We start from the raw sequence: 22,362 nt of genomic DNA on the forward strand, positions 1-22,362 counted from the left end.
GATGCGACACGAAACACCCACCTCACGCATGAGTTCCCTGCCCGCTGACCACGTCTACAGCGGACAGAACCCCGTGCGCACCCTCGGCCGGCTCCTGCGTCCCGATCTCTCCCGCCTCGTGCTGGCCGTCGTCGTCTTCATCGCCAAGCACAGCCCCATCTGGCTGCTTCCGCTCATCACCGCGGTGATCCTCGACGTGGTGGTCGAACACCGCCCCGTGGCCGAACTGTGGATCGCCACCGGGGTCCTGCTGACCGTTCTTCTGCTGAACTTCCCCCTGCACCTCATCTACGTACGCACCATGGGAACCGTCGTTCGCGGCCTGGGCACCCTCCTGCGCTCCGCGCTGTGCGCCCGCATGCAGCAGCTGTCCATCGGCTACCACGCGAGGACCAGCTCCAGCGTCCTGCAGGCCAAGGTGATCCGGGACGCGGAAGCGATCGAGCAGATGCTCATGCAGAGCGCGGACCTCGGGCTCGCCGCCCTGGTCACCCTCGTCGGCGGTCTCGTGGTCATCGGGCTGCGGGTGCCGTCCTTCCTGCCCGTCTTCCTGATCGTCGTCCCGGCGGCAGGGCTGCTCGTGATGAGGCTCCGGCGCAGGCTGCGGGACCAGAACGAACTCTTCCGCCGACGGATGGAACAACTGTCGTCCCGGGTGGGGGAGATGACCTCGCTCATCCCCATCACCCGCGCCCACGGCCTGGAGCACGCGGCGCTCGGCCGTGTCAACGCCACACTCCACGAGGTCCGCTCGGAAGGTATCCGGCTCGATCTGCTCAACGGGCGCTTCGGTTCCCTGGCATGGATCGTCCTCAACACCCTCGGCCTGCTGTGCCTCACGGGCTCGGCGCTGGTCGCGTACCACCGCTGGCTGCCCGTGACCGCCGGCGACGTCGTCATGCTGAGCGGGTTCTTCGCCATTCTGACCGGGGCCGTCACCACACTGCTCAGCCTCGCCCCGATCCTCAGCAAAGGCCTGGAGTCCGTGCGCTCCATCGGCGAAGTGCTCCAGGAACCCGACCTGGAACAGAACGCCGGAAAGGAGCGGATCACCTCCGTCGAAGGGCGCATCGACTTCGAGGACGTCACCTTCGCCTACGACGAGCCGGACGGGGCGGACCGGCGCAACGCCGTCGAGGCGGTGACGATCTCGGCACGGCCGGGCGAGACCATCGCGCTCGTCGGGGCTTCGGGGGCGGGCAAGTCCACCGTCCTCAACCTGCTGATCGGATTCATCCGCCCCACCGGCGGCCGCATCCTCCTCGACGGAACCGACACGGCCCAGCTCGACCTCAGGAGCTACCGCCGTTTCGTGTCCGTCGTGCCCCAGGAGTCGATCCTCTTCGAGGGCACGATCGAGGAGAACGTCACGTACGGTCTGCGCGACGTCACCAAGAACGCTGTCCACCAGGCCCTCGAGGACGCCAACGCACGGGAGTTCGTCGACAGCCTGCCCCACGGTATCGACACCGTCGTCGGCGAACGCGGCGCACGGCTCTCAGGAGGCCAGAAGCAACGCCTGGCCATCGCCCGAGCCCTCATCCGCGACCCGCGCGTACTCATCCTCGACGAAGCCACCTCGGCCCTCGACAACCACTCCGAAGCCCTGGTCCAGCAGGCACTGAGCCGTCTGGTGCGGGGACGGACCGTGTTCGTGGTGGCCCACCGCCTCTCCACCATCCGGGACGCCGACCGGATCGTCGTCATGGACCGGGGGCGCGTGGTGGAAGGGGGATCCCATGACGAGCTCATGAGCAGAGGCGGCCCTTACGCGAGAATGCACGCATGAAGAGGCGTCGCCGGCCACCGGATGGGTGGCACTCTCCCTGAGTCGCCGAAGCGGGGCACAGCCGCAGCCACCCGCATCGACGTCGGCCGACCCCCCCGTGCGGGTGCGGGCCGGATGGTCCTGCGCGACGCGCGGCCCGGGTGGGCACGTGTTCTCGTCGCTCTTGACGCCCGATGGTCGGGAGTCGCACCTCGTAGGAGACACAGATGCGCAAAGCAGTTCTCGTCGCGACCCTGACCGCAGCGGTGTCCATGGTCGTGCCGGCATCCGCCGGCGCGTGGGCGGCCGGTCCGCTGCCGGCACAGGCCGTACAGGGCGGGCCCGGCCCGGGGGACCAGTGGGAGCAGAGGGCGGGGGACGACGGGCTCGCGGTGATCGGCCTGACCTCCGGTCAGCGGCTCGTGGAGTTCCGTACCGGAGCGCCGTCCAAGCCGTGGCAGCTGGGCAAGGTCAGCGGGCTCAAGAAGGACACCAAGCTGGTGGGCATCGACTTCCGGGTGCAGAACGCCAAGCTGTACGGGGTCGGCGACAAGGGGGGCATCTACACCCTGGACACCCGCGACGCGAAGGCGGCCAAGGTCTCCCAGCTGACCGTGGCGCTGGCCGGCAAGTTCTTCGGAGTCGACTTCAACCCGGCGGCGAACCGTCTGCGCGTCATCAGCGACACCGGCCAGAACCTGCGCCACAACATCGACGACCAGGCGGCCCCGCGCACCACGACCGTCGACGGCCCGCTGACGAACCCGACGACGCCCCCCTCCTCGGCCAAGGGTGTGACCGGCGCGGCGTACACGAACAACGACCTCAACGCGGACACCGCGACCTCGCTGTTCGACATCGACACGACGAACGACCGGGTCTCGCTCCAGTCGCCCGCCAACGCCGGCACCCTCGCCCCCACCGGGAACCTGGGCGTCAACGCCGGACCGAACGCCGGATTCGACATCTACTTCTCCCACCGGGCCCGGATGAACCACGGCTTCGCCGCCCTGAACGTCGACGGCGCCTACCGCTTCTACGCGGTCAACGTGCTGACCGGGCAGGCCGAGGGCGTTGGAGCGTTCCCCCGGAACCACCAGGTCACCGATGTCGCGCTGCCGCTGAACCAGAGCTGAGCACAGCCCCTGAACCAGAGCTGAGCACAGCCCCCGAACCAGAGCTGAGCACAGAGAGAGGCGTGGTGCCGGCGCTAGGCCGGCACCACGCCGGGTCTCCCTCATCCGAGAGTGATGCGCCGGAATCTCCTGAGCGCGAGCAGCATGGACGCGCCCGTGATCAGGCAGGCGCAGACCACGGCGTAGGGGAGTGCGTGCACGACCGGCCAGGTGTCGCTCGTCGGAACACCGGCCGGTGGCGGGTTGCCGAAGAGCTGTCGGACGGCGGTGGCCGTGGCGGAGACCGGGTTCCACTCCGCGATCGTCCGCAGCGGGCCGGGCATGGTGTGCGTGGAGACGAAGGCCGAGGAGACGAACGTGACCGGGAAGAGCCAGATCAGCCCCGCGCTCTGCGCGACCTCGACGCTGCGGGCCATCAGCCCGATCGCCGCTCCCACCCAGGACATCGCGAAGGCGAAGAGAAGGATCAGCAGGTAGGCCAGGAGCGCGTCAACCGGCGACGCGGAGATCCGCCAGCCCACCAGCAGCCCGCACAGCGAGGTGACGACCAGGGTCACCGTGCTCATCGTCAGGTCCGACAGGGTCCGGCCCAGGAGCACCGCCATGGCGGGCATCGGCAGGGAGCGGAAGCGGTCGACGATGCCCTTGTCCATGTCGTTGGCCAGGCCCAGGGCGGTGAAGGCCGCGTTGAACGTGACGGCTTGGGCGAAGATGCCGCCCATCAGGAACGTGCGGTAGTCCGCCCCGCCGAGGCTTCCGCCGAAGACGTAGGCGAGCAGCAGGACGAACATCACCGGCTGCACCAGGGCCGCGATGACCGATCCCGGTGTCCGGCGCAGGTTCAGCAGATTGCGCCAGGCCACGATGGAGGAGTCGCGGCTCAGCCGTTGGACCGCGGTCACCGGCCACCGCCCCCGGTCGCCGTGACGCCTGTCGAGGCCGTCGGAGGGACCGGAGGTCTGCCCGGTTCCAGGGGGCGGCCGGTGAGGGAGAGGAACACGTCGTCCAGGGTCGGCGGGGCCAGCTCCACGTCCCGGACGGCGATGCCGGCCAGCCGCAGGCACCCCAGGGCGTATTCCAGGCTCTGCGCGCCGTGATCGGTGGCGACGGTCAGGCAGCCGGTGCGCGGGTCGAGGTCGGGGCAGTGCTCCCCGAGCGTGGCCAGGATCTCCGCCGCCGTGACCCGGTGCAGCGGGTCGGCCACGGTCAGCGAGAGCCGCTCGCCGCCGACCCGCGCCTTGAGTTCGGCGGCCGAGCCGCGGGCGACCACGTGTCCGCCCTCGATGACGACGATGGCGTCGGCCAACTGGTCCGCCTCCTCCAGATACTGGGTGGTGAGCAGCACGGTCGTCCCCTCGGAGACCAGCTCCCTGACGGCCTGCCAGGTGTCGGCCCTGCCCCGCGGGTCGAGGCCGGTCGTGGGCTCGTCCAGGACCACCACGGCCGGCCGCGCGACCAGCGCGCCGGCCAGGTCGAGCCGTCTGCGCATGCCTCCCGAGTACGTTCCGCTCGGCAGGTCCGCGGCGTCCTCCAGGTCGAAGCCGCTCAGCAGTTGACCGGCCCTGCGGCGGGCGGCATGACGGCCGAACCCGTAGAGCCGGGCCACGAGGTACAGGTTCTCCCGGCCGGTCAGCTTCTCGTCGACAGCGGCGTACTGGCCGGAGAGCCCGAGGTTGCGGCGTACGGCCTCCGGGTCGGCGAGGACGTCGTGGCCGGCCATCCAGGCCCGGCCGCTGTCCGGTCGCAGCAGCGTCGACAGCACCCGCACCGTGGTGGTCTTCCCCGCGCCGTTCGGGCCGAGGACCCCCAGCACGGTGCCGGGGGCCGCTTCGAGGTCCACCCCGGCCAGGGCCTGCTTCTTCCCGAATCGTTTGGTGAGTCCTTCGGCGCGTATCGCCGGAGGGGTCGGCGGGGCGGTCATGGGTGCCTCTCGTGATGCGTGGGGTGGGGCGGGCGCGAGGATCCGGCGTGACCGGGGAGAGGGGGCAGGCGAGGCAGGGTCATGCCACCCTTGCGCGGGCGCTCCTGGGGGTGATGTCGGTCCAGTTGACCTCCACGTACTCCAGGCAGGCCGCGTGCTCAGCCGGGCCGAACACCTCGTCCCAGCCGGCGGGCACCGCCGCGAACGACGGCCACAGGGCGTGCTGTCCCTCGTCGTTGACCAGGACGCGGTGGCGGGTCTGCGGGTCGTCGAAGGGATTCGTCATGACGGGTCTCCTTGTTCGGTGCGGTGGCCGGCGTCGAGCACGGCCGAGACGGTGGCGCCGATCTGTTCCCGCGCGGCGGGCTGCATCATCTGGGCGTGCGCGCACGCCACGTCGTGGTTCTCGATGGGTCCGTCGACGTACGGGTCCCACAGGGACAGGCCGAAGGTGTCCCGGGGGCGGCCCTCGGTGGCGGTGAAGAAGAGCACGGGTCCGTGGAACACACGGGGGGTGTACTTCCTCATCAGGCGCGCCTGACCCGCGAAGTTGTCCACCATCGCGTCGATCGTGGCCGGTTCCAGCGACCCGAGCGGACTGCCGGCGGCGAGGAACTGGTCGCGTACGGCCGCGGCTTCCACCGGTCCGTCCCCGTCCAGGACCTCCTGGCCGACCCCCATGTTGGAGAGCAGGGCGCGGAAGACGGTGTCCCGGCTCGCGCTGTCCAGGTCGTCCAGCGGGGCGAGCGGGAAGGCGTCCAGGATCGTCAGCAGGGCCACCTCCTCGCCCGCCTCCTGGAGCTGGACGGCGACCTCCTGGACGACGTTGCCGCCGAAGGACCAGCCGAACAGGTGGTACGGGCCGTGCGGCTGGACGGTTCGCAGCTCCGCCACGTACACGGCGGCCATCGCCTCGATGCTGTCGGGGAAGGGCTCGGTGCCGTCCAGGTTCGGGGTCTGGAGCCCGTAGACCGGCCGGTCGTTGCCGAGGTGGGGGAGCAGCCCCGCGTACGACCAGGCCAGGCCGCCGGCCGGGTGGACGCAGAACAGCGGCGGCAGGCCGCCCCTGGTCCGCAGGGGCAGCAGTGTGGCCAGCGGGTTGTCCTGGACGCCGGCGCCGATCCGTTCCGCGAGAGCGGCGACCGTGGGCGCCTCGAACAGGCTGCGGATGCTGAGGTCCACACCCAGGGCGTCACGGATGCGGCGGATCAGGCCCGCCGCCAGCAGGGAGTGACCGCCGAGGGCGAAGAAGTCGTCGTCGATGAGGACCTGTTCGCGCTCCAGCACCTCGGCGAACAGCGTGCACAGCACGTCCTCCCGGGGGTTACGGGGGCTGCGCCCCGTGCCCGCGGGCCCCGCCTGCGGCGTGAGGTCGGGCAGGGCCTTCCGGTCCAGCTTTCCGTTCGGCGTCAGGGGGATGCCGTCCACGGCGACCCAGCCGGAGGGGACCATGTACCCGGGCAGCCGGGCCGCCGCATGCTCCCGCACCCCGTCCAGCCGCTCCGATGCGGACCGCGCGGCGCGGTCCGCCGCACCGTTCCCGGCCGGGGCGGCGGGTTGTGCGGCGAGCACCACGTACGCGGCCAGGCGGGAGCCTCCGGGACCCTCACCGTGCGCCACCACCGCCGCCTGGGCGACGTCGGTGTGCTCCGCCAGCACGGCGGCGATCCCCTCCGGCTCCACCCGGAACCCGCGCACCTTGACCTGGTCGTCGGAGCGCCCGGCGAACTCCAGAGCGTCGTCGGGCGTCCGTACGGCCCGGTCTCCGGTGCGGTACATCCGGGTTCCCGCCGGGCCGTAGGGGTCGGGCACGAAGCGGTCGGCTGTGCCCGCGGGCTGTCCGTGGTAGCCGAGGGCCAGGCTGTCCCCGGCCAGGTAGAGGTCGCCGGTCACCCCGACCGGGACCGGCCGCAGCCGGTCGTCGAGGAGCCGTACGGCCGTCCCCTCGACCGGGGCGCCGAGCACCGGCCGCCCGGTCGCCCGGAGTTCGGCGGTGAGGGCGTCCACCGTCGCCTCGGTGGGCCCGTAGAAGTTCCAGGCCGTCAGGCCCGGGCGGGCCCGCAGATCGTCCCAGAGGTCGGCAGGTACGGCTTCGCCGCCCAGGACGATCACGGACGGGGCCCGGCCGCCCCCGGCGAACAGCCCGGCGTTCAGCAACTGCCGGACATGCGTGGGCGTGGACTCCAGCACGTCCAGGCCCAGGGCGCGGACCGCCCCGACCAGGGCCTCCGGGTCCCGCCGGGTCAGGTCGTCCAGGACGTGGAGCCGGTGCCCGTCGAGCATCCAGAGGATGGGGTCCCACGCGGCGTCGAAGGACAGGGCGGCCGTCAGCGCGACGTCGAGCCGGGGTTTTCCGGCCGCCCGTACCGAGGGCCCGAAGAGATGGCGCCGGTGGTGTTCCAGCAGCCGGGCCAGGGAGCCGTGGCCGACCAGGACTCCCTTGGGGCGGCCGGTCGAGCCCGAGGTGTGCAGGAGATAGGCGGGCTCGGTGGGCCCCGGCCGGGCCCGTTCCCGCAGGGGTGCGGGCGCGGTGGCGGAGTCCGGGGAGTCCAGGTTCAGACGGTGCCAGGCCGTCGCCCGGGTGTGGGTGGCGTCCGCCGTGAGCACGGTGTGCGGGCGGGCGTCGGCCAGCACCGCGTCGATCCGGGCCTGCGGGAGGGAGTCGTCCACCGGCACGTGGACGGCCCCGGCCTTGAGCACGGCGAGGAGGGCGGCGATCGAGTCGGTGCCGCGGGGCAGCAGCACGGCCACCCGGTCTCCGGCCCCCGCACCGGCCCGGGCGACCAGCGCGGCGATCCGGTCGGAACGGGCGTCCAGCTCCGCGAAGGAGAGGCTGCCGTCCGGGGCGGTCACCGCGATGTCACCGCTGCGCGCCGCGGCCACCGTTGCCGCGAACCGCTCCAGCACCGAAACGGCAGGCGCGGAATCGTGGTGGATCACACCGGCTCCACCGCCCGCCTCCAGCAACCGCCGCTGTTCGTCGGCGCTGGTCAGCGGCAGGTCGCCGACGATCGTGGCGGGGTCGCCCACCGCGTGCGCGAGGAGGAGGGCGAACCGGTCGGCGATCCGTACGGCGGTCCCGGTGTCGAACAGGTCCTGGCTGAACTCCAGCGTTCCGTCGAGGTGGGTCCCGCCGCTCCCGGCCGACGTCCGCTCGGTGAAGGAGAAGGAGAGGTCGAACTTCGCGCCTCCGGTGTCGACGCCCTCCAGCCGGGCCTCCAGACCGGGCAGGTCCAGCCGGGGCGGCCGGTGGTTGTTGAGGGTCAGCATGACCTGGAAGAGCGGGTGGCGGGAGAGCGAGCGCGTCGGCCGCACGGCCTCCACCAGCCGCTCGAAGGGCAGCTCCTGGTGGGCGTAGGCGGCCAGGTCGCTCTCCCGTACCCGGGCGAGCAGCTCGGTGAAGTCCGGGTCGCCGCCGAGGTCCGTCCGCAGGGCGAGGGTGTTGACGAAGAAGCCGACCAGGGGGTCGAGCGCCTCGTCGGTCCGCCCTGCCACCGGGGTGCCGATGGTGACGTCGCCGCCGGCGCCCATCCGGTGCAGCAGCGCCGCCAGGGCGGCGTGCAGCACCATGAAGGTGCTGCTCGCCGTCGACCTGGCCAGCCGCGCCACCTTCGCCATGGTCTCCTCCGGTACGCGTACCGGGACCGTGCCCCCGCGACCGCTCGGCGAGGCGGGCCGGGGGCGGTCGGTGGGCAGGGCGGTCTCCTCCGGGGCGCCGGCCAGACGGTCCTTCCAGAAGGCGAGCTGGGCCGAGGCCGCGGAGACGGGATCCTCGAAGCTGCCGAGCAGGTCGCGCTGCCACAGGGTGTAGTCCGCGTACTGGACCGGCAGCGGCGCCCAGTTCGGCGCCCGCCCGGCGGACCGCGCCGCGTAGGCGCCGGCCAGGTCCTGGGCCAGGGGCCCCATGGACCATCCGTCCGCCGCGATGTGATGGACGGTGACCAGCAGGGTGTGCCGGTCCTCACCGCTCCGGAACAGGACCGGCCGCAGGGGGACGTCGCGCGTGAGGTCGAAGGGCTCGGCCGCCGCCTCGCGCAGTGCCTCGCCCAGGTGCGTCCTCCCGACCGGCACGACGGGGAGTTCCGGCAGTGCGTCACCGGGCGCGAGCACATGCTGACGGGGGCCGTCGTCGCCGTGCTCGACCACCGTGCGCAGGATCTCGTGCCGGGTCAGAACATCGCCCAGCGCACGCCGCAGGGCGTGCCGGTCCAGGCTGCCGTCCAGGCGGACCGCGAACGCCATGTGGTAGGCCGCCGCTTCGGGGTCCAGTTGGTGCAGGAACCACAGGCGCTCCTGGGCCGTGGACAGCGGTGGCCGTTCCGTGCGGGGCACCCGCCGCAGCGCGGGCCGCGCCGCGCCGGCTCCCTCCAGCCGCTCGGCGAGCGAGGCGGGGGTCGTGGCTTCGAACAGGGCCCGTACCGGGAGCTCGACGCCGAACGCGGAGCGGATCCGGCCGATCAGCCGGGTCGCCAGGAGCGAGTGGCCGCCCAGCTCGAAGAAGTCGTCGTCGGGGCCGACCCGTTCGTGCTCCAGGCTCTCCGCGAACAGGGCGCAGAGGATCTCCTCCGGGGCGGACCGCGGTGCCCGCTTCTCCCCGTCCGCGCTCTCCGCGACGGTGGTCAGCGCAAGCGCCGCGAAGTCCACCTTCCCGTGCGGGGTCAGCGGGAGGGCGGCGACCGGCACGATCAGCGAAGGCACCATGTGGGCCGGCAGCCGCCGCGCGACGAAGGCCCGCAACTCCCGTGAGGACAGGTCCCGATGACCGGCGGGCACGACCCAGGCGACCAGCTGCGCCGCCCCCGAGTCGGGGCCCGGGCCGGAGCCCGAGGCCGAGCCGGAACCCGAGCCGGAGCGCACCGAGACCGCCGACTGGGCGATGTCGCTGTGGGCGTTCAGGGCCGTCGCGACCTCGCCGGTCTCGACCCGGAAGCCGCGGATCTTGATCTGCCCGTCGGCGCGGCTCAGGTACTCCAGGCGTCCTTCGACCCGGCGTACCAGGTCGCCGGTGCGGTACATCCGTGAGCCCGGCGCCCCGTACGGATCAGGCAGAAAGCGTTCCGCCGTCGCGCCGGAGCGGTTGTCGTAGCCGCGGGCGACGCCCGAGCCCGCCAGGTACAGCTCTCCCGTCACCCCGGGGGCGACCGGTTCCAGCCGCCGGTCCAGGACCCGGGCCCGGGTGCCGGCCACCGGATGTCCGAGGTGGGGTCGCACGCCGGGCAGGACCCGGCCCATCACGCTGTCCACGGTGGTCTCCGTGGGGCCGTACAGGTTCCACACCGCCACGTCGGACAGGGCGGCCAGCTCCCGCCACAGCGGGGCCGGTACGGCCTCCCCGCCCAGTGCCAGCACGCGCGGCCGTGACCGGCCGGGTGCGAACAGGCCGCAGGAGCGCAGCTCCTCGACGAACGAGGGGGTGGTTTCCACGACATCGATCGCCCGGTCGTGGATCAGGGCGGTGAGGGCTTCGGGGTCCCGGCGCGTCATATCGTCCACGAGGTGCAGTTCGTGGCCCGCGATCATCCACAGCAGCGGATCGAGGGAGGCGTCGAACGTCATCGCGGCCGTGTGCGCCACCCGCAGCGGGAGCCCGTTGTTCTCCGCCTCGGCGGGGCCCATCAGGCGGTCGCGGTGATGGGCGAGCAGCCTGGCCAGGGACCGGTGCTCGACCACGACGCCCTTGGGCAGCCCGGTGGATCCCGAGGTGTACAGCACGTACGCGGCGTCATGACCGCGGGGCGGCACCGGCATGGTCACCGCGACGGCGTCCTCCCGCTCGGCGGCCTCGTCGAGAAGGAGGACGTCGGCCGTGTCCGGGAGAGCCGACCGGGTGGCGGAGGTGGCCAGCACCAGGCGCGGGGCTGCGGTGTCGAGGATCAGCGAGGTCCGGGCCGCGGGCTGCGCCGGGTCCAGCGGGACGTACACCGCCCCGGCTCGCAGGATGCCCAGCACCGCCACGACGGCGAGGGCGGTGCGGGGCAGTGCCACCGCCACCCGGTCACCGGCTCCGACCCCCCGGTCCCCGAGCGAGCAGGCCAGGCGGTCCGAGAGCAGGCGCAGTTCACCGAAGGTGAGGCGCTCGTCGCCGGCCACGACCGCGGTGCGGTCCGGCTGGACGGCCGCGCGGGTCGCCAGGACGTCCAGCACCGTCCCGTCGTTGTCGGCCGCCCCCGGCGACGCGCCGAGCGGCTTCCGCGCGGTACGCGGCGGCTCGTCCAGTGCCGCCGCGCGCTGCGACGAGGTCAGGAATCCGATGTCCGTCATCGGACGGTCCGGCTCGGAGAGCAGGGCGCTCAGGAGGCGGGTGAAGTGCTCGGCGAACCGATCCGCCGTCGTACGGTCGAAGAGGTCCTCGTCGTACTCCAGCTCACCGGTGATCCCGTCGGGGCGGCCCTGGCCGTCGTGGTGCTCGGACAGGTCCCAGCTGAGATCGAACTTGGAGCCCGAGCGCCCCACGGACCTCTCGTGGCCGACCGTGAGACCGTCGAGGTGCGGGCGCGGGGCGGGTGTGTTGTTGAGGCTCAGCATCACCTGGAACAGCGGATGGCGCGCGAGCGACCGCGGCGGTGCCAGCTCCTCGACCACCCGCTCGAAGGGGACGTCCTGGTGCGCGTAGGCGGCCACGTCGCTACGGGCCACCCGGTCCACGAGCGTACGGAACGCCGGGGAGCCGGAGGTGTCGGCCCGCAGGACCAGGGTGTTGACGAAGAAGCCGACCAGTTCGGTGAGCGCGTCGTCGGTACGGCCCGCCACCGGGGTGCCGACGGCGATGTCCTCGCCCGTGCCCAGGCGCGACATCAGGGCGGCCAGCGCCGCGTGCAGCACCATGAAGGAGCTCGCGCCCCGGTCCCTGGCCAGTCTCGCCAGCGTCCGGTGGTCCTGCGCCCCGATCCGCACGGGGACGCTCCCGCCCCGTCCCGAGGAGCGGGCCGGGCGCGGCCGGTCCATCGGGAACGACGACTCCTCCGGCAGCCCGGCCAGCGAGTCCGCCCAGGAGGAGAGCTGGCGGCGCGCGAGACTGTCCGGCGCGTCGGGATCTCCGAGCAGGTCACGCTGCCACAGCGCGAAATCGGCGTACTGCACGGGCAGTTCGTCCCAGCCGGGCGCCCGCCCCGAGCGGCGCGCGCCGTAGGCGGTCGACAGATCCCGTACGAGCGGCCCCATCGACCATCCGTCTGCGGCGATGTGGTGCAACGTCACGATCAGGACGTTCTCCTCGGCGCCCACGGGGAACAGCCGGGCGCGCAAGGGGATCTCGTGCTCCAGGTCGAAGCGTGCGCCGTCCGGCGCCGGCGGCTCGCCGGCTGCCATGACCCGTAGAAGCGGACGCGGGAGCAGCGCGGGCGGCAGGATCTTCTGGCACGGGCCCTGCGGGGTCTGCGCCACGATCGTGCGCAACGCCTCGTGCCGCTCCACGACGTCGTGGAGGGCCAGTTCGAGAGCGTCGCGGTCCAGGACCCCGCGCAGCCGCAGCGCGACCGGCAGATGGTAGGAGGCGCCCGCGTCGCCCAGCGTCTCCAGAAGCCACAGCCGCTGCTGCCCGAACGAGAGGGGCAGCCGTCGCGGGCGAGGGGCGAGGTCCGTCACCGAGCGCCGGGCCGGGACGGCTTCGCCCAGCGTAGTGACCAGGCCGGCCGGTGTGGGGGTGGAGAACAGGGTGCTGATCGGCACCTCCGCGCCGAACTCGCCGCGGATCCGGCCGATCAGCCGCATCGCCAGCAACGAATGGCCGCCCAGCGCGAAGAAGTCGTCGTCCCGGCCGACCCGCTCCACCCCCAGGCACGATGCGAAGACCGCACACATGCGGGCCTCCGGGGCGGTGCGCGGGGCACCGCCGTCGGACGCGACGGGCAGCGCCGGCGGCAGAGCCGCCACATCGAGCTTTCCGTTGGGGGTGAGCGGCAGACGCTCCACGGTCGCCCAGGCCGTCGGTACCAACGGGCCGGGCAGCAGGGCCGCGACCGCGTCGCGCGTCTGCGCGTGGGCGGGCGCACCCGCTCCGGCCACCAGGAACGCGGCCAGCCGCTCTGGACCGTCCTGCGCGGTGGTCAGGGCGACAGCGGCGTCCTCGACACCGGGGAGAGAGCGCAGCGCGGCCTCGATCTCCCCGGTCTCGACGCGCACACCGCGCACCTTGATCTGCCGGTCGCTGCGTCCGACGAACTCCAGTGAACCGTCCTCGCGCCAGCGGGCAAGGTCACCGGTGCGGTACATCCGGGCACCCGGAAGGCCGAAGGGGTCCGGCATGAAGCGTTCCGCCGTGAGCCCCGGACGGCCCGCGTATCCGCGCGCCACGCCCTCGCCCGACAGATACAGCTCGCCCACCGATCCTCTGGGCAGTGGGTGCAGGGACGGGTCGAGCACATAGGCCCCGGCCCCGGTGACGGGACGCCCGATCACGGGGGACGCACCGGTGATCCGGGCGGTCACGGCGTTGACGGTGGTCTCGGTGGGTCCGTAGAAGTTGAAGACCAGCAGGTCGGGGTCGGCGGCCAGCTCCTCCCAGAGCCCGTCGTCGACGGCTTCCCCGCCCAGGGCGATGACACGCGGCCGGTGGCTCTCGGAGGTGAGCAGCCCCGCCGCCAGCATCTGCCGCAGATAGGTGGGGGTCGTCTCGATCGCGTCGACGCGATGGTCGACGAGGTACCGCACCAGCGCCTGGGGGTCGCGGCGGACGTCGTCCGCGATGATGTGCAACTCGTGTCCGGCGACCATCCAGAGCACCGGATCCCAGGCCGCGTCGAAGGAGGTCGCGGCGGACAGCGCCACCCGCAGCCGTCGCCCCAGAGCTTCCTCGGCCAGGGTGTGGGCCTCCCGGCGGTGGTGCTCCAGGAGGTTGCTCAGGGAGCGGTGCTCGACGACCACGCCCTTGGGGCGGCCGGTGGACCCCGAGGTGTAGATGACGTACGCGGCATCCTGGGGCCCGGGTCCGGGCAGCTCCTGGACGGCACCGGACGGGAAGCCGGCCGGTGCGGTCGAGGGGTCGATGCGCGGGACCGTGCCCCGAGGGTCGATCGTGCCCGCCGATGACGCGGTCGCCACCAGGGCGACGGGCCGGGAGTCGTCGATCATGAAGGCGAGCCGGTCCGCCGGGTAGGACGGGTCGAGCGGCAGATACGCGGCCCCCGTCCGCATCACGGCGAGCATCGCCACCACCAGGTCGGTGGAGCGCGGCAGTCCCACCGCGACGCGGGTGCCGGGTCGGGCGCCCCGCGAGGCGAGCAGCGTTGTCAGGCCGTTCACCCGGTGATGGAGTTCTTCGAAGGTGAGGGTCGTGCCGTCGCAGACAACGGCGGTGTGGTGGGGGGTGGTTCGCGCCTGCCGGGCGAACTGCTCGGTCAAGGGGGGCGGTTCCGGGGCGTCACTTCCCGACGGCTGGGCGGCGCCGAGGCCGAGCACTCGCCGCTGTTCGTCCTCGGCGACGGGGCTCAGCGCTCCGACGGTCCGCTCCGGGTCCTCCACGAACGCGTCGAGAACCCGGCACAGACGTTCATGCGGCCCCACGAGGTCCTGCTGACCGTAGCGCGCGGCGTTGCCCAGCAGATCGACGTGCATACCGCCGTCGCCGAAGGAGGCGTGCACGGCCACGGCCAGGTCCTCCACCGGCCCGATCGACAGGTTGTGCAGGGTCGCCGGGTGGGGGCCGAAACGCAGGGCGTCGTCGAAGGCGAGGATATTGACGGAGGGCCCGGTCAGCGCCGTCGTCGTCCCGGTCAACCCCATCCGGTGGCGGAGCGCTTCGGCCGGCCGGCGCTGGTGACGCAGTACGGCACGGGCTTCGGCGGAGGCCCGGCGCGCCAGATCGGCCACCCGGTCGGCGGGGGAGACGGCGAGTCGCATCGGCAGGATCGAGCTGAGCATGGCGGGTGTCGACCGTGCCGCGGGCGTGCGCCGACCGGTGACCGGCAGGCCGAGCACGACCTCGCCGAGCCCCTTCTCCCGGTGCAGGCACAGCGCCAGCGCCGCCATGACGAACGTCGGCCAGCCGCATCCGGCCCGCTTGGCGGCGGCCTTCAGCCGTGCGGTCTCCGCCCGGCTGTACACCCGTCGCACCGACGCCGTCCCGTACTTCCTCCTCGTACCCGACGGTGCGGGGGTCTCGGGAGGGAGGGCGCCGACGAGGTGTCCTGCCCAGAACTCCGCGTCCCGCGCGCCCTGTTCGGACGCGAGGTAGGCGTCCTCCTCCTCGACGAGCGCGGCGAGGGAACCCGCGGGACGCAGCTCGGGAAGGATGTCCGGGGCGAGGACGAGAGCGGTGTAGACCTCGGCGATACGGGAGAGAGCCAGGGCCGCCGCGTAGCCGTCGAGCGCCAGGTGGTGCACCTGCTGGTGGAAGAGGTGGCGCGAGGGAGAGAGCCGGTAGAGGGTGACACGGACCAGCGGCCCCGCCGATACGTCCGCGGGCTCGGCCAGACACAGCTCCATCCGCCGCAGAGCCTCCGCGAGCGGGTCCACCTCGTCGGAGAGGTCCACCCACGGCATGGATATGGACGCACTCTCCCGCACGCGCTGGAAGGGAACCCCGTCCCGCTCACCGAAGGTGGTGCGCAGAGCCTCCATCTCGGCCGCGGTGTGCTCGACCGCGCGGCGCAGCAGCTCCGGTTGCACGGGGCCCTGGATATCGGCGTACTCCGCGATGTTGTACGCCGGATCCGCCGGGTCGAGCCGCTGCGCGAACCAGACCCCCTGCTGAGCGGCGGTCAGGCGCAGGGTGGTCGTCGGGGTTCCGGTGTGCGGTACGTCGGTCACGCGAATTCACCTCGGTGGGGGAGACCTGCGACGGCATGGGCCGGGGCGCGCATGTGCGGCAGGGCGGAGCGGGACGGGTCGGGCCCGGTGGTGGGAACTGCCGGCCCCGGTCGAGCGCGTACACATCGCGATCGCGAAGCATCCGCTTCTGCGGGCCGGTGCACCTTGACAGCCTCCGTAGCGCTGACGTCGCCCCAACGGGGCCTTCACACCAGTCGTTCGGAGTCACATCAGCCTCGGATTGCTCATGTGGCACACGACACATCGGCGGGCCGGACTTTTGCAGTTCGCTGGCGCGTATCAGCCAATCGGCAGGCGGCTTTACGCCAGACACCCATCCGATGGGGGCTCCGCAGCGAAGAGGTGATGTTCGGACGTTCGTTCGGGCACTGCGTTCTCACGTCCCGGAACTCGAAAAAGGAGAACATGATGAAGACCCCTGTTCCCGCTCTGCGGTGGCAGCTCGTCGGAGCCCTCGTCGGCACCGTTCTGCTGGCGTCCGCTCCCGCCGCCTCGGCCGCCGTCTCTTCGGACGTGGCACCTCGTCAGGCGCCTACAGCGCGCGCGGGCGGGGCCTCCTCCGGCCCGCTCGCCGATTACCGGGGAATACAGGGCGGGAATCTCTGCCTGCTGGCCCGGTGCACCGTCGGCGGGACCGGACCCGGCGGCCACACGGGCCCCAGCAACACCCAGGGGTTCAACCTCTGCCTTCTCGCCCTGTGCACCGTGCGCCCCTGAACGCGGCTGGACCTGGAGCGTCGTCGCTCCAGGTCCAGAGGTGACCGGTGATTCCGAGGGCGGAAGGGTCCGCTTCCCGCCGGCCCCGGTCGGCCTGCGCCGAGCCCCGAGTCGTCGGAGGTGACTCGGGGCTCGGCGTGCAGGCCGCGGGAGTGGTCAGGCCTTGGGCATCAGAACGGTGTCGACGATGTGGACGGTGGCGTTGGCGGTGGGAACGTTGCCGCAGACGACCTTGGACGTGTCGTTGACGGTGTAGTTCTCGCCGGAGCCCTTGGTGGCGAGGGTGGACTTCTGGAGGGTGTCGTAGGTTCCGCTTTCCAGCTGCTTGGGGGAGAGCTTCTCGCCGACGACGTGGTAGGTGAGGATGTTGGTGAGCATTTCCTTGTCGGCCAGGACCTTGTCGAGGTCGGCCTTGGGGATCTTGGCGAAGGCGTCGTTGGTCGGCGCGAACACGGTGATGTTCTGGGCGTTGTTGAGGGTGTCGACGAGGCCGGCCTTCTTGACCGCGGTGACCAGCGTGGACAGGGCCGGGTTGTTGGAGGCCGCGGTGGCGACCGGGTCCTGGGCCATGCCGTCGAAGGAGCCCGCGCCGTCCTGGGGGACGGACGCGCAGGCCGGACCGAACGGGCCGTCCGCGGGGGACGCGCCGTCAGCCGCCGGGCTCGACTTCTCGTCGGCGGGGGCGGAGCTGCTCGACTTGTCGGCGGCCTTGTCGGAGGAACTGTCGTCCCCGCCACAGGCGGTGAGCGTGAGGGGCAGGACGGCGGCGGCGGTGACGGCGATGGCGGTGCGGCGGAAACGGAAGGCGTTCACGGACGTTCTCCTGTGGGCTCGGTCGGTTGCGCTGGAAGTCGACAAGGGGTGTGGGTGAGGCGTGGCTCGGGCGAGGCGGGCGCTGACGTCAGGTCAGGCGTCGGGAGACGGAGACGACGGTCGACGCAGTCGACCGTGCAGTGCGCCGAAGGTGGTCCTCGCGCCGTGCCGGTGCCGCCTTGATCGTCATGTCTGCTATTCGGGGCTGCCGCGACAGCGGATTGGTCCGAGCGCGAGAAAGTTCGAACCCGCGACAGGCGTTGAGCCGTCCGGGTGCCATGCGCGGCACGACCAATCCGGCGCGCGGGCGGTGGCGAATGCCCCATGTGAGCGGCTGTTCGGAGGAAGCACCGCACACGTCGAGGCATCCATCGGGGATGGACGCCTCATCCGTTCCCCACGGTGGAAGGCCCGTGGAGGACAGCTGTCGCGGGGCGCTACTCTCCTGGGCGCCCCGCGACGGACCTCACCGCGAGCAGATGGCCGGGGCGGCGGGGAGAGATCAACCGGAGAGGCTCGCGTCGTCGAGCGTGGCGTAGACGACGAGGTTGTCCCGGTACTCCCGGCGGCTGCGGTCGTAGGTGCCCGAGCAGGTGATCAGGTGCAGGGCGGGTGGTCCGCCGGTCGTGTAGACCTGGCTGTCGGGGAAGGCGTCCTTCCCGTACTGGCGAAGCGCCCGGACGGTGAAGGCGATGGTGGACCGGTCCTCCTGGACCATGGTCACCTCGTCGCCCGGGTCGAGCGTGGAGAGTCCGTGAAAGGCCCCTGGGCCGGTGGCCGAGTCGACGTGGCCGACGACGATCGTCGCGCCGGGGCCACCGGGGCGGGGGCCGTCGCTCCACCACCCCACGTCTCCCGGTTCGCCGGGAACGCCGAGACGGCCGTCCTGCTGGACGCGCAGGCCGATCAGGGGCTGGTCGAGCGAGATGGCGGGTATGCGTATGTGGGTCGGCGCCGCGGGCGTCCGGCTCTCGCCGGACGCCGGTCGACCGGAACCGGGGTGAACCGGCAGGCTGCCTCGGTCCATGCGTGTCGGCGTCCCCCCGGGGCCCGTTCCCAGCGCTGAGACACCGACCCAGGCCAGGGCCGTCCCGACGGCGACGGCGGCGAACCCCGCGGCATGTCGCCAACCGGGTATGCGTCGTGGCCGGCGGCCGGCGGCCGTGCCGTGGCCCGGCCGTCCGGCCCGCCACCGGCGGGCCGGACGACCGGGGAGGAACGGGCTGCTCATGCCTGGTCGGCGCCGCGTCGTCGGCGCAGTGCCAGCACCCCGGCCACGGCCAGGAGTGCCCCGCCGCCCAGGGCGGCGGCGGGCGCGACGGGGAATCCGTCGCCCGAGGCGAGGCCGCCGAGGCCGGCGCCGACGCCACCGTCGGGGTGGAGCGAGTCGGCCTGGTTGACGGCCGCGGTGTTGGGGAGCGCGACGTAGGGGAAGGTGTCGCCCGGCTCGCGGTAGGGGGTGTCGACGGCGTCGCCGGCTGCCAGGGCGGGCACGATCTTCCCGGTCTGCGCGGCGCCTTCGAGTGCCTGGATCTCGATGTCGACGACGTCGTCGTTGAGCCGGCGGCCGTTGGGGAAGCCGGCCAGGTCCTTGCCGAGGACGCCGAGGCGGTTGGGCTTGGCGGCCGGCGGGACGGACATGTTCAGGCGCAGCATTTCCGCGGGGACGACCGCGGACTTGTCGACGTCCTGGTTGAGACGCTGCGAGTTGAGGTCCGCCTTGATGGGGCCGCACTCCTTGCAGATCCCGGTGAGGAAGATCTCGACGAGGTCGTTGCGCGGCGTGGCGGGGGCGGGGACCTTGTAGATGCCCTCGATGAGCTTGGGGACCATGGGGTCCTTGACCTTGTCGACGACCGGCGTGACCGTGGCGTCCTTCTCCGGGCTGAGCGCGTTGAAGGCGTCCTTGAACTTCAGCGGCACGACGACCTCGTTGACGAGCGGGTTGCCCAGACGGGACACCTGCCGCCACTCGTCGGTGTTTCCGTCCTTGGCCCGCGCACCCCGGGCCCCGGTCGCCTTCGCGTCCTCGCTGTCCTTGCCGTCGGCGCCCGTGACGTCGGCTCCTCTACGGTCCGTGGTGGACCACACGCCGATGACGGGGTTGCGCTTGGCGTCGCCCTTGAGCGCCAGCGTCGACTTGGGCACCTGGACGGCGAGGGTGTTGATGTTGTAGCCGGCCAGCGTGTTCTGGCCGGTCTCCGAGAGGTCGCCCCCGTACAGGAGGTCGAAGATCCGCAGGTCCAGGAAGAACGGGTCGGACGCCTGGCCGGCGAAGGTCGTCCCGCCGCCCGGCAGCGGAACCACGGCCTCCTTGCGCAGGGAGGCGTAGTCGGGCATCGACGCCTTGCCGACGTTCGAGGGCGCTACCGGGGAGTCCTTGAGGAGCGTCTTGGTGGTCCCGCTGCTGTCGGTGACCTTCAGGCTGTAGGTCTGGCGGAAGTTCAGGGTCTCGTCGTTCACCGACTTCACGACACCGGTGTTGTAGAGGAACTGGTCGGCGTCGTCGCGGACGTGGTCGGTGAACTCCCACGTGTACGTCGTGTCCGGCTTGCCGTCGCCGTCCGCGTCGATCTTGATGTTGTGGCGGGCGTCCTCGGCGAACGGGTAGAAGTTCGGTCCGCCGTTGGGCTCCTGGAACGGGAGCCAGTTCGCCACCAGGGTGACGGTGTCGGGCTTGTCCGGGCTGGTGAAGGCGTAGACGTCGGTGTTGTCCGCCCTCGGGTCCCCGGCGATCAGCGGCGCCTCGCGGTGACTGGAGGCCGAGCTGGAGGCGGGAGTGAGGCCGGTGACCGCCGCCGCGGTCAGCAGGGCCAGTGCGCCGGTGGCGGCGAGGGTGCGTTCGGCCCGACGGGACGCGGGGCGGCGTCGGAGCATGCGGGGAGCGTGCATGGGGGTCCGTTTCCGGTGAGAGCCGCTTGCCCTCCGGTAAGTCCAGGTGGGGCGGCTGGGAGCTGAAGCTTCCGAGCGCCGTACGGGCCCGCGTGAGCTCGTCCTGAGCAACGAGGAGAGCGACGCCGAAGTCCCATGATGTGACGCTGGGCTGCCCTCAGGTCACCATGCGTGTGCTGCGCCCGCAACGACGGCTGAGCCGAACGGGCGCGCCCCGGTCAGGGCCCGGCCCGGCCGGATGGAATCGCGGCGGCGGAGGAGGCTCAGGCGTGCGCCATCTCTCCCGCGGTTGCCAGGGGCAGGGAGCGCAAGGCGTGCACCAGGTCGGGCCAGGCGGAGATGTGGGCGGCGATGACAGGATCGCCGGCTACGAGAAAGGCGAGATGACGAACGGCGTGCGCTACGACGTGGCCGACTTCCAGGTCCGGTGGGGACGGGTGGCCCGGCCTCGGGGAGCGGGCGATCCGGTGCGGGTCCGGGAGCGGGGTGCCGGGCCGGTCCGGAGCGGGGTCCGGGTGGACGAGGTAGGTCAGCGTGACGCCGCCCTCGGGAGTGGCGCGCCAGCTGGTCGAGTGCACCATATGCGTCTCGTCGTGTTCGCCGAGGAGCGCGAGACCCCTTGCGGCACGGTCCGGGCTCACCCCCCTGCCGAGCGCCGTGATCAGCCGGCGATAGGCGAAGCCCTCGCTCGGGTCGTGCCGCAGCAGCACCACTTCGACGGCGACGGGCGGCGCATCAGGCGCTTCGTGGGGGGCGAGCGGCATCGTGCACGGCTCCAACATCGGCGGGATGGTCCGGAGGGGAGGGGCCCTCTGCCGATCTTATTGCAAAGACTATGCAAGTGCGCAAATCGTCCTAAAAGGGCTCGATGGTGGTCTCTATGCCGGCGGACGTGAGTCGGATGCCTGCGGACGTGAGCCGGTCTGCTGGTCGTCGGTCTCTTCCTCCCACCGCCATTCGCTGCCCTCCGCGGTGTCGTACAGCCGGACGCCGCCGTCTGCCACGGCTTCGCGCACCTCGTCCGCCAGGTCGTAGGCGCCGTCCGCACGCAGCCTCCTACGCAGGTCGAGAAGGGGAACCAGGATCCGCCCGAGGGTGCGCTCCGGCTCGCTCAGACCGCGTCCGGCGGCCCGGGCGAGACGGCGGATCATGCCGTGCAGGACCGTGCGGGCCCACTCTCCGCCCTGGTCCTCCTCCATGTCGGCGCTCCACGCGGCGATCACCGACTCGAGCTCCACCGCCACCTCGGCCATGGCCCCGGCGTCCCGCGCCCCCTGCGCCGAGTCGAACCGCGACTCCGCTGCCGCGACGGCCTCCCGTAGTGTCGCCGCACCCCCGGCGCCGGCCGTGGTGGCGCGGTGCGCGGCGCCGACACCGACACCGCCATCGCCATCGGTATCGGTATCGGCAGGACGGCGAGGCAAGGGGACCACCGCGGGTTTTGTTCCTGTCACCAGGTCGCGCAGTTGCTCCAGGGGCAGCGTGGTGCCGCCGGGTACCAGGAGGCCGGCTCCCCGCCGCCGGATCGTCATGACACCTCGGCCCCACACACGTACCAGCGACGTACTGAGATCGAGGATGACAGCCGTGTGCTCATCGATCCCGAGGACGGCGCTCTCTTCGGGGAGTTCCTGCTCCAGGGCGGCGAGGCGGGGTTCGCCCAGGTAGCAGAAGCGGGTGTCGTGCGTGCCTCCCTCGGCGTTGTCGTAGTGCGGGATCACCGCGACCGGCAGGCCGAGCGCCCCGAGCAGATCCAGCCCGGTGAGCCATGCGGGAGGATGTCCGGCCTTGTACACCTCGTAGACGGGCAGCGCCGCGAACCCCACGGTGCACGCCGCCGCGGAGGCCATCACCGTCACGCCGTACCCGCGTGCCACCCGCTCGCGCAGGATCTCGCCCAGACGCAGGGTGTGCCAGCGGTTCAGTGCGTACGACGGGCTGCCGGGCCCCGAGAACACCCAGTCCGCCCTGCGTACCAGGTCGCGTACCTTGTCCGCATCGCCGGCGCCCGGCGCACCGATCGAAGGGGCGTCTACGCTCGTGTCCGGAGCGACCACTGTCGCGAGGCCCACGGAGCGTCGGAAGTATGCGCGGGCACGGATGGAGATGTCGTCGCGGTTGACCTGAAATCCGTACGGTGTCTCCAGGATCACCGCATCGGCGTCTCCGTCCAAGTGGCCGACGAGTTCCCTGTGCAGGGTGACCATGGTCGGGCTGGTCTCGCCGGAGCCCATCAGTACCAGAAGTCCGTTCCCAGCGTTCACGCCCACCCCGCCGCCTCCGCTCGGGGTGAGCGGACCCCCTATGCGTACCCGGGGCGCATCCGCCGCATGCCGCCGCCCGGTTCG

Annotated in this window: 12 protein-coding genes; 3 read left to right on the forward strand and 9 right to left on the reverse strand. The window is 72.2% G+C overall.

Going from position 1 to position 22,362, the window contains the following annotated elements; genetic code table 11:
* Nucleotides 1-28: 28 nt before the first annotated feature.
* Both AC3CH1_RS26040 and AC3CH1_RS26045 read left to right on the forward strand, forming a co-directional pair.
* Complete coding sequence (locus AC3CH1_RS26040) at nt 29-1,789, forward strand: ABC transporter ATP-binding protein (protein WP_488465140.1); 1,761 nt, start codon at nt 29-31, stop codon at nt 1,787-1,789.
* A gap of 206 nt (nt 1,790-1,995) precedes the next feature.
* Nucleotides 1,996-2,904: a DUF4394 domain-containing protein gene (locus tag AC3CH1_RS26045; protein ID WP_488465141.1), complete on the forward strand. Its 909-nt coding sequence runs from the start codon at nt 1,996-1,998 to the stop codon at nt 2,902-2,904.
* Between the two features lie 101 nt (nt 2,905-3,005).
* Here AC3CH1_RS26045 and AC3CH1_RS26050 read toward each other — a convergent pair whose 3' ends face one another.
* From AC3CH1_RS26050 to AC3CH1_RS26065, 4 genes are all read right to left on the reverse strand, one after another.
* Nucleotides 3,006-3,806 (reverse strand): ABC transporter permease, encoded by an 801-nt coding sequence (locus tag AC3CH1_RS26050; RefSeq protein WP_488465142.1) that lies wholly within the window; start codon nt 3,804-3,806, stop codon nt 3,006-3,008.
* Nucleotides 3,803-4,825: an ATP-binding cassette domain-containing protein gene (locus tag AC3CH1_RS26055; protein ID WP_488465143.1), complete on the reverse strand. Its 1,023-nt coding sequence runs from the start codon at nt 4,823-4,825 to the stop codon at nt 3,803-3,805. Before AC3CH1_RS26055 ends, AC3CH1_RS26050 begins: the two co-directional genes overlap by 4 nt.
* 79 nt (nt 4,826-4,904) lie before the next feature.
* Nucleotides 4,905-5,111 (reverse strand): MbtH family protein, encoded by a 207-nt coding sequence (locus AC3CH1_RS26060; RefSeq protein WP_265598575.1) that lies wholly within the window; start codon nt 5,109-5,111, stop codon nt 4,905-4,907.
* On the reverse strand, nt 5,108-15,571 hold the full coding sequence (locus AC3CH1_RS26065) for an amino acid adenylation domain-containing protein (RefSeq protein ID WP_488465144.1): 10,464 nt from the start codon (nt 15,569-15,571) through the stop codon (nt 5,108-5,110). Before AC3CH1_RS26065 ends, AC3CH1_RS26060 begins: the two co-directional genes overlap by 4 nt.
* 429 nt (nt 15,572-16,000) lie before the next feature.
* On the opposite strand from AC3CH1_RS26065, the gene AC3CH1_RS26070 reads away from it, so the two are divergent.
* Nucleotides 16,001-16,309 (forward strand): hypothetical protein, encoded by a 309-nt coding sequence (locus tag AC3CH1_RS26070; protein ID WP_488465145.1) that lies wholly within the window; start codon nt 16,001-16,003, stop codon nt 16,307-16,309.
* 156 nt (nt 16,310-16,465) lie between these two features.
* Here the strand turns inward: AC3CH1_RS26070 and AC3CH1_RS26075 are convergent, their stop codons facing one another.
* The 5 genes from AC3CH1_RS26075 to AC3CH1_RS26095 all read right to left on the reverse strand — a co-directional run bounded on the left by AC3CH1_RS26075 (nt 16,466) and on the right by AC3CH1_RS26095 (nt 22,278).
* Nucleotides 16,466-17,122 (reverse strand): fasciclin domain-containing protein, encoded by a 657-nt coding sequence (locus tag AC3CH1_RS26075; protein ID WP_488465146.1) that lies wholly within the window; start codon nt 17,120-17,122, stop codon nt 16,466-16,468.
* 502 nt (nt 17,123-17,624) lie between these two features.
* Complete coding sequence (locus AC3CH1_RS26080; RefSeq protein ID WP_488465147.1) at nt 17,625-18,149, reverse strand: sortase domain-containing protein; 525 nt, start codon at nt 18,147-18,149, stop codon at nt 17,625-17,627.
* Between the two features lie 200 nt (nt 18,150-18,349).
* Nucleotides 18,350-19,999: a DUF4331 domain-containing protein gene (locus AC3CH1_RS26085; protein WP_488465148.1), complete on the reverse strand. Its 1,650-nt coding sequence runs from the start codon at nt 19,997-19,999 to the stop codon at nt 18,350-18,352.
* Nucleotides 20,000-20,277: 278 nt separating this feature from the next.
* The gene (locus AC3CH1_RS26090; RefSeq protein WP_488465149.1) at nt 20,278-20,796 is read right to left on the reverse strand and encodes a hypothetical protein; all 519 of its coding nucleotides are present in this window, start codon (nt 20,794-20,796) and stop codon (nt 20,278-20,280) included.
* Nucleotides 20,797-20,892: 96 nt separating this feature from the next.
* Nucleotides 20,893-22,278, reverse strand: coding sequence for a hypothetical protein (locus AC3CH1_RS26095; protein ID WP_488465150.1), 1,386 nt, complete (start codon nt 22,276-22,278; stop codon nt 20,893-20,895).
* Nucleotides 22,279-22,362 lie beyond the last annotated feature (84 nt).

Source organism: Streptomyces sp. MGP-P1 (assembly GCF_057766565.1).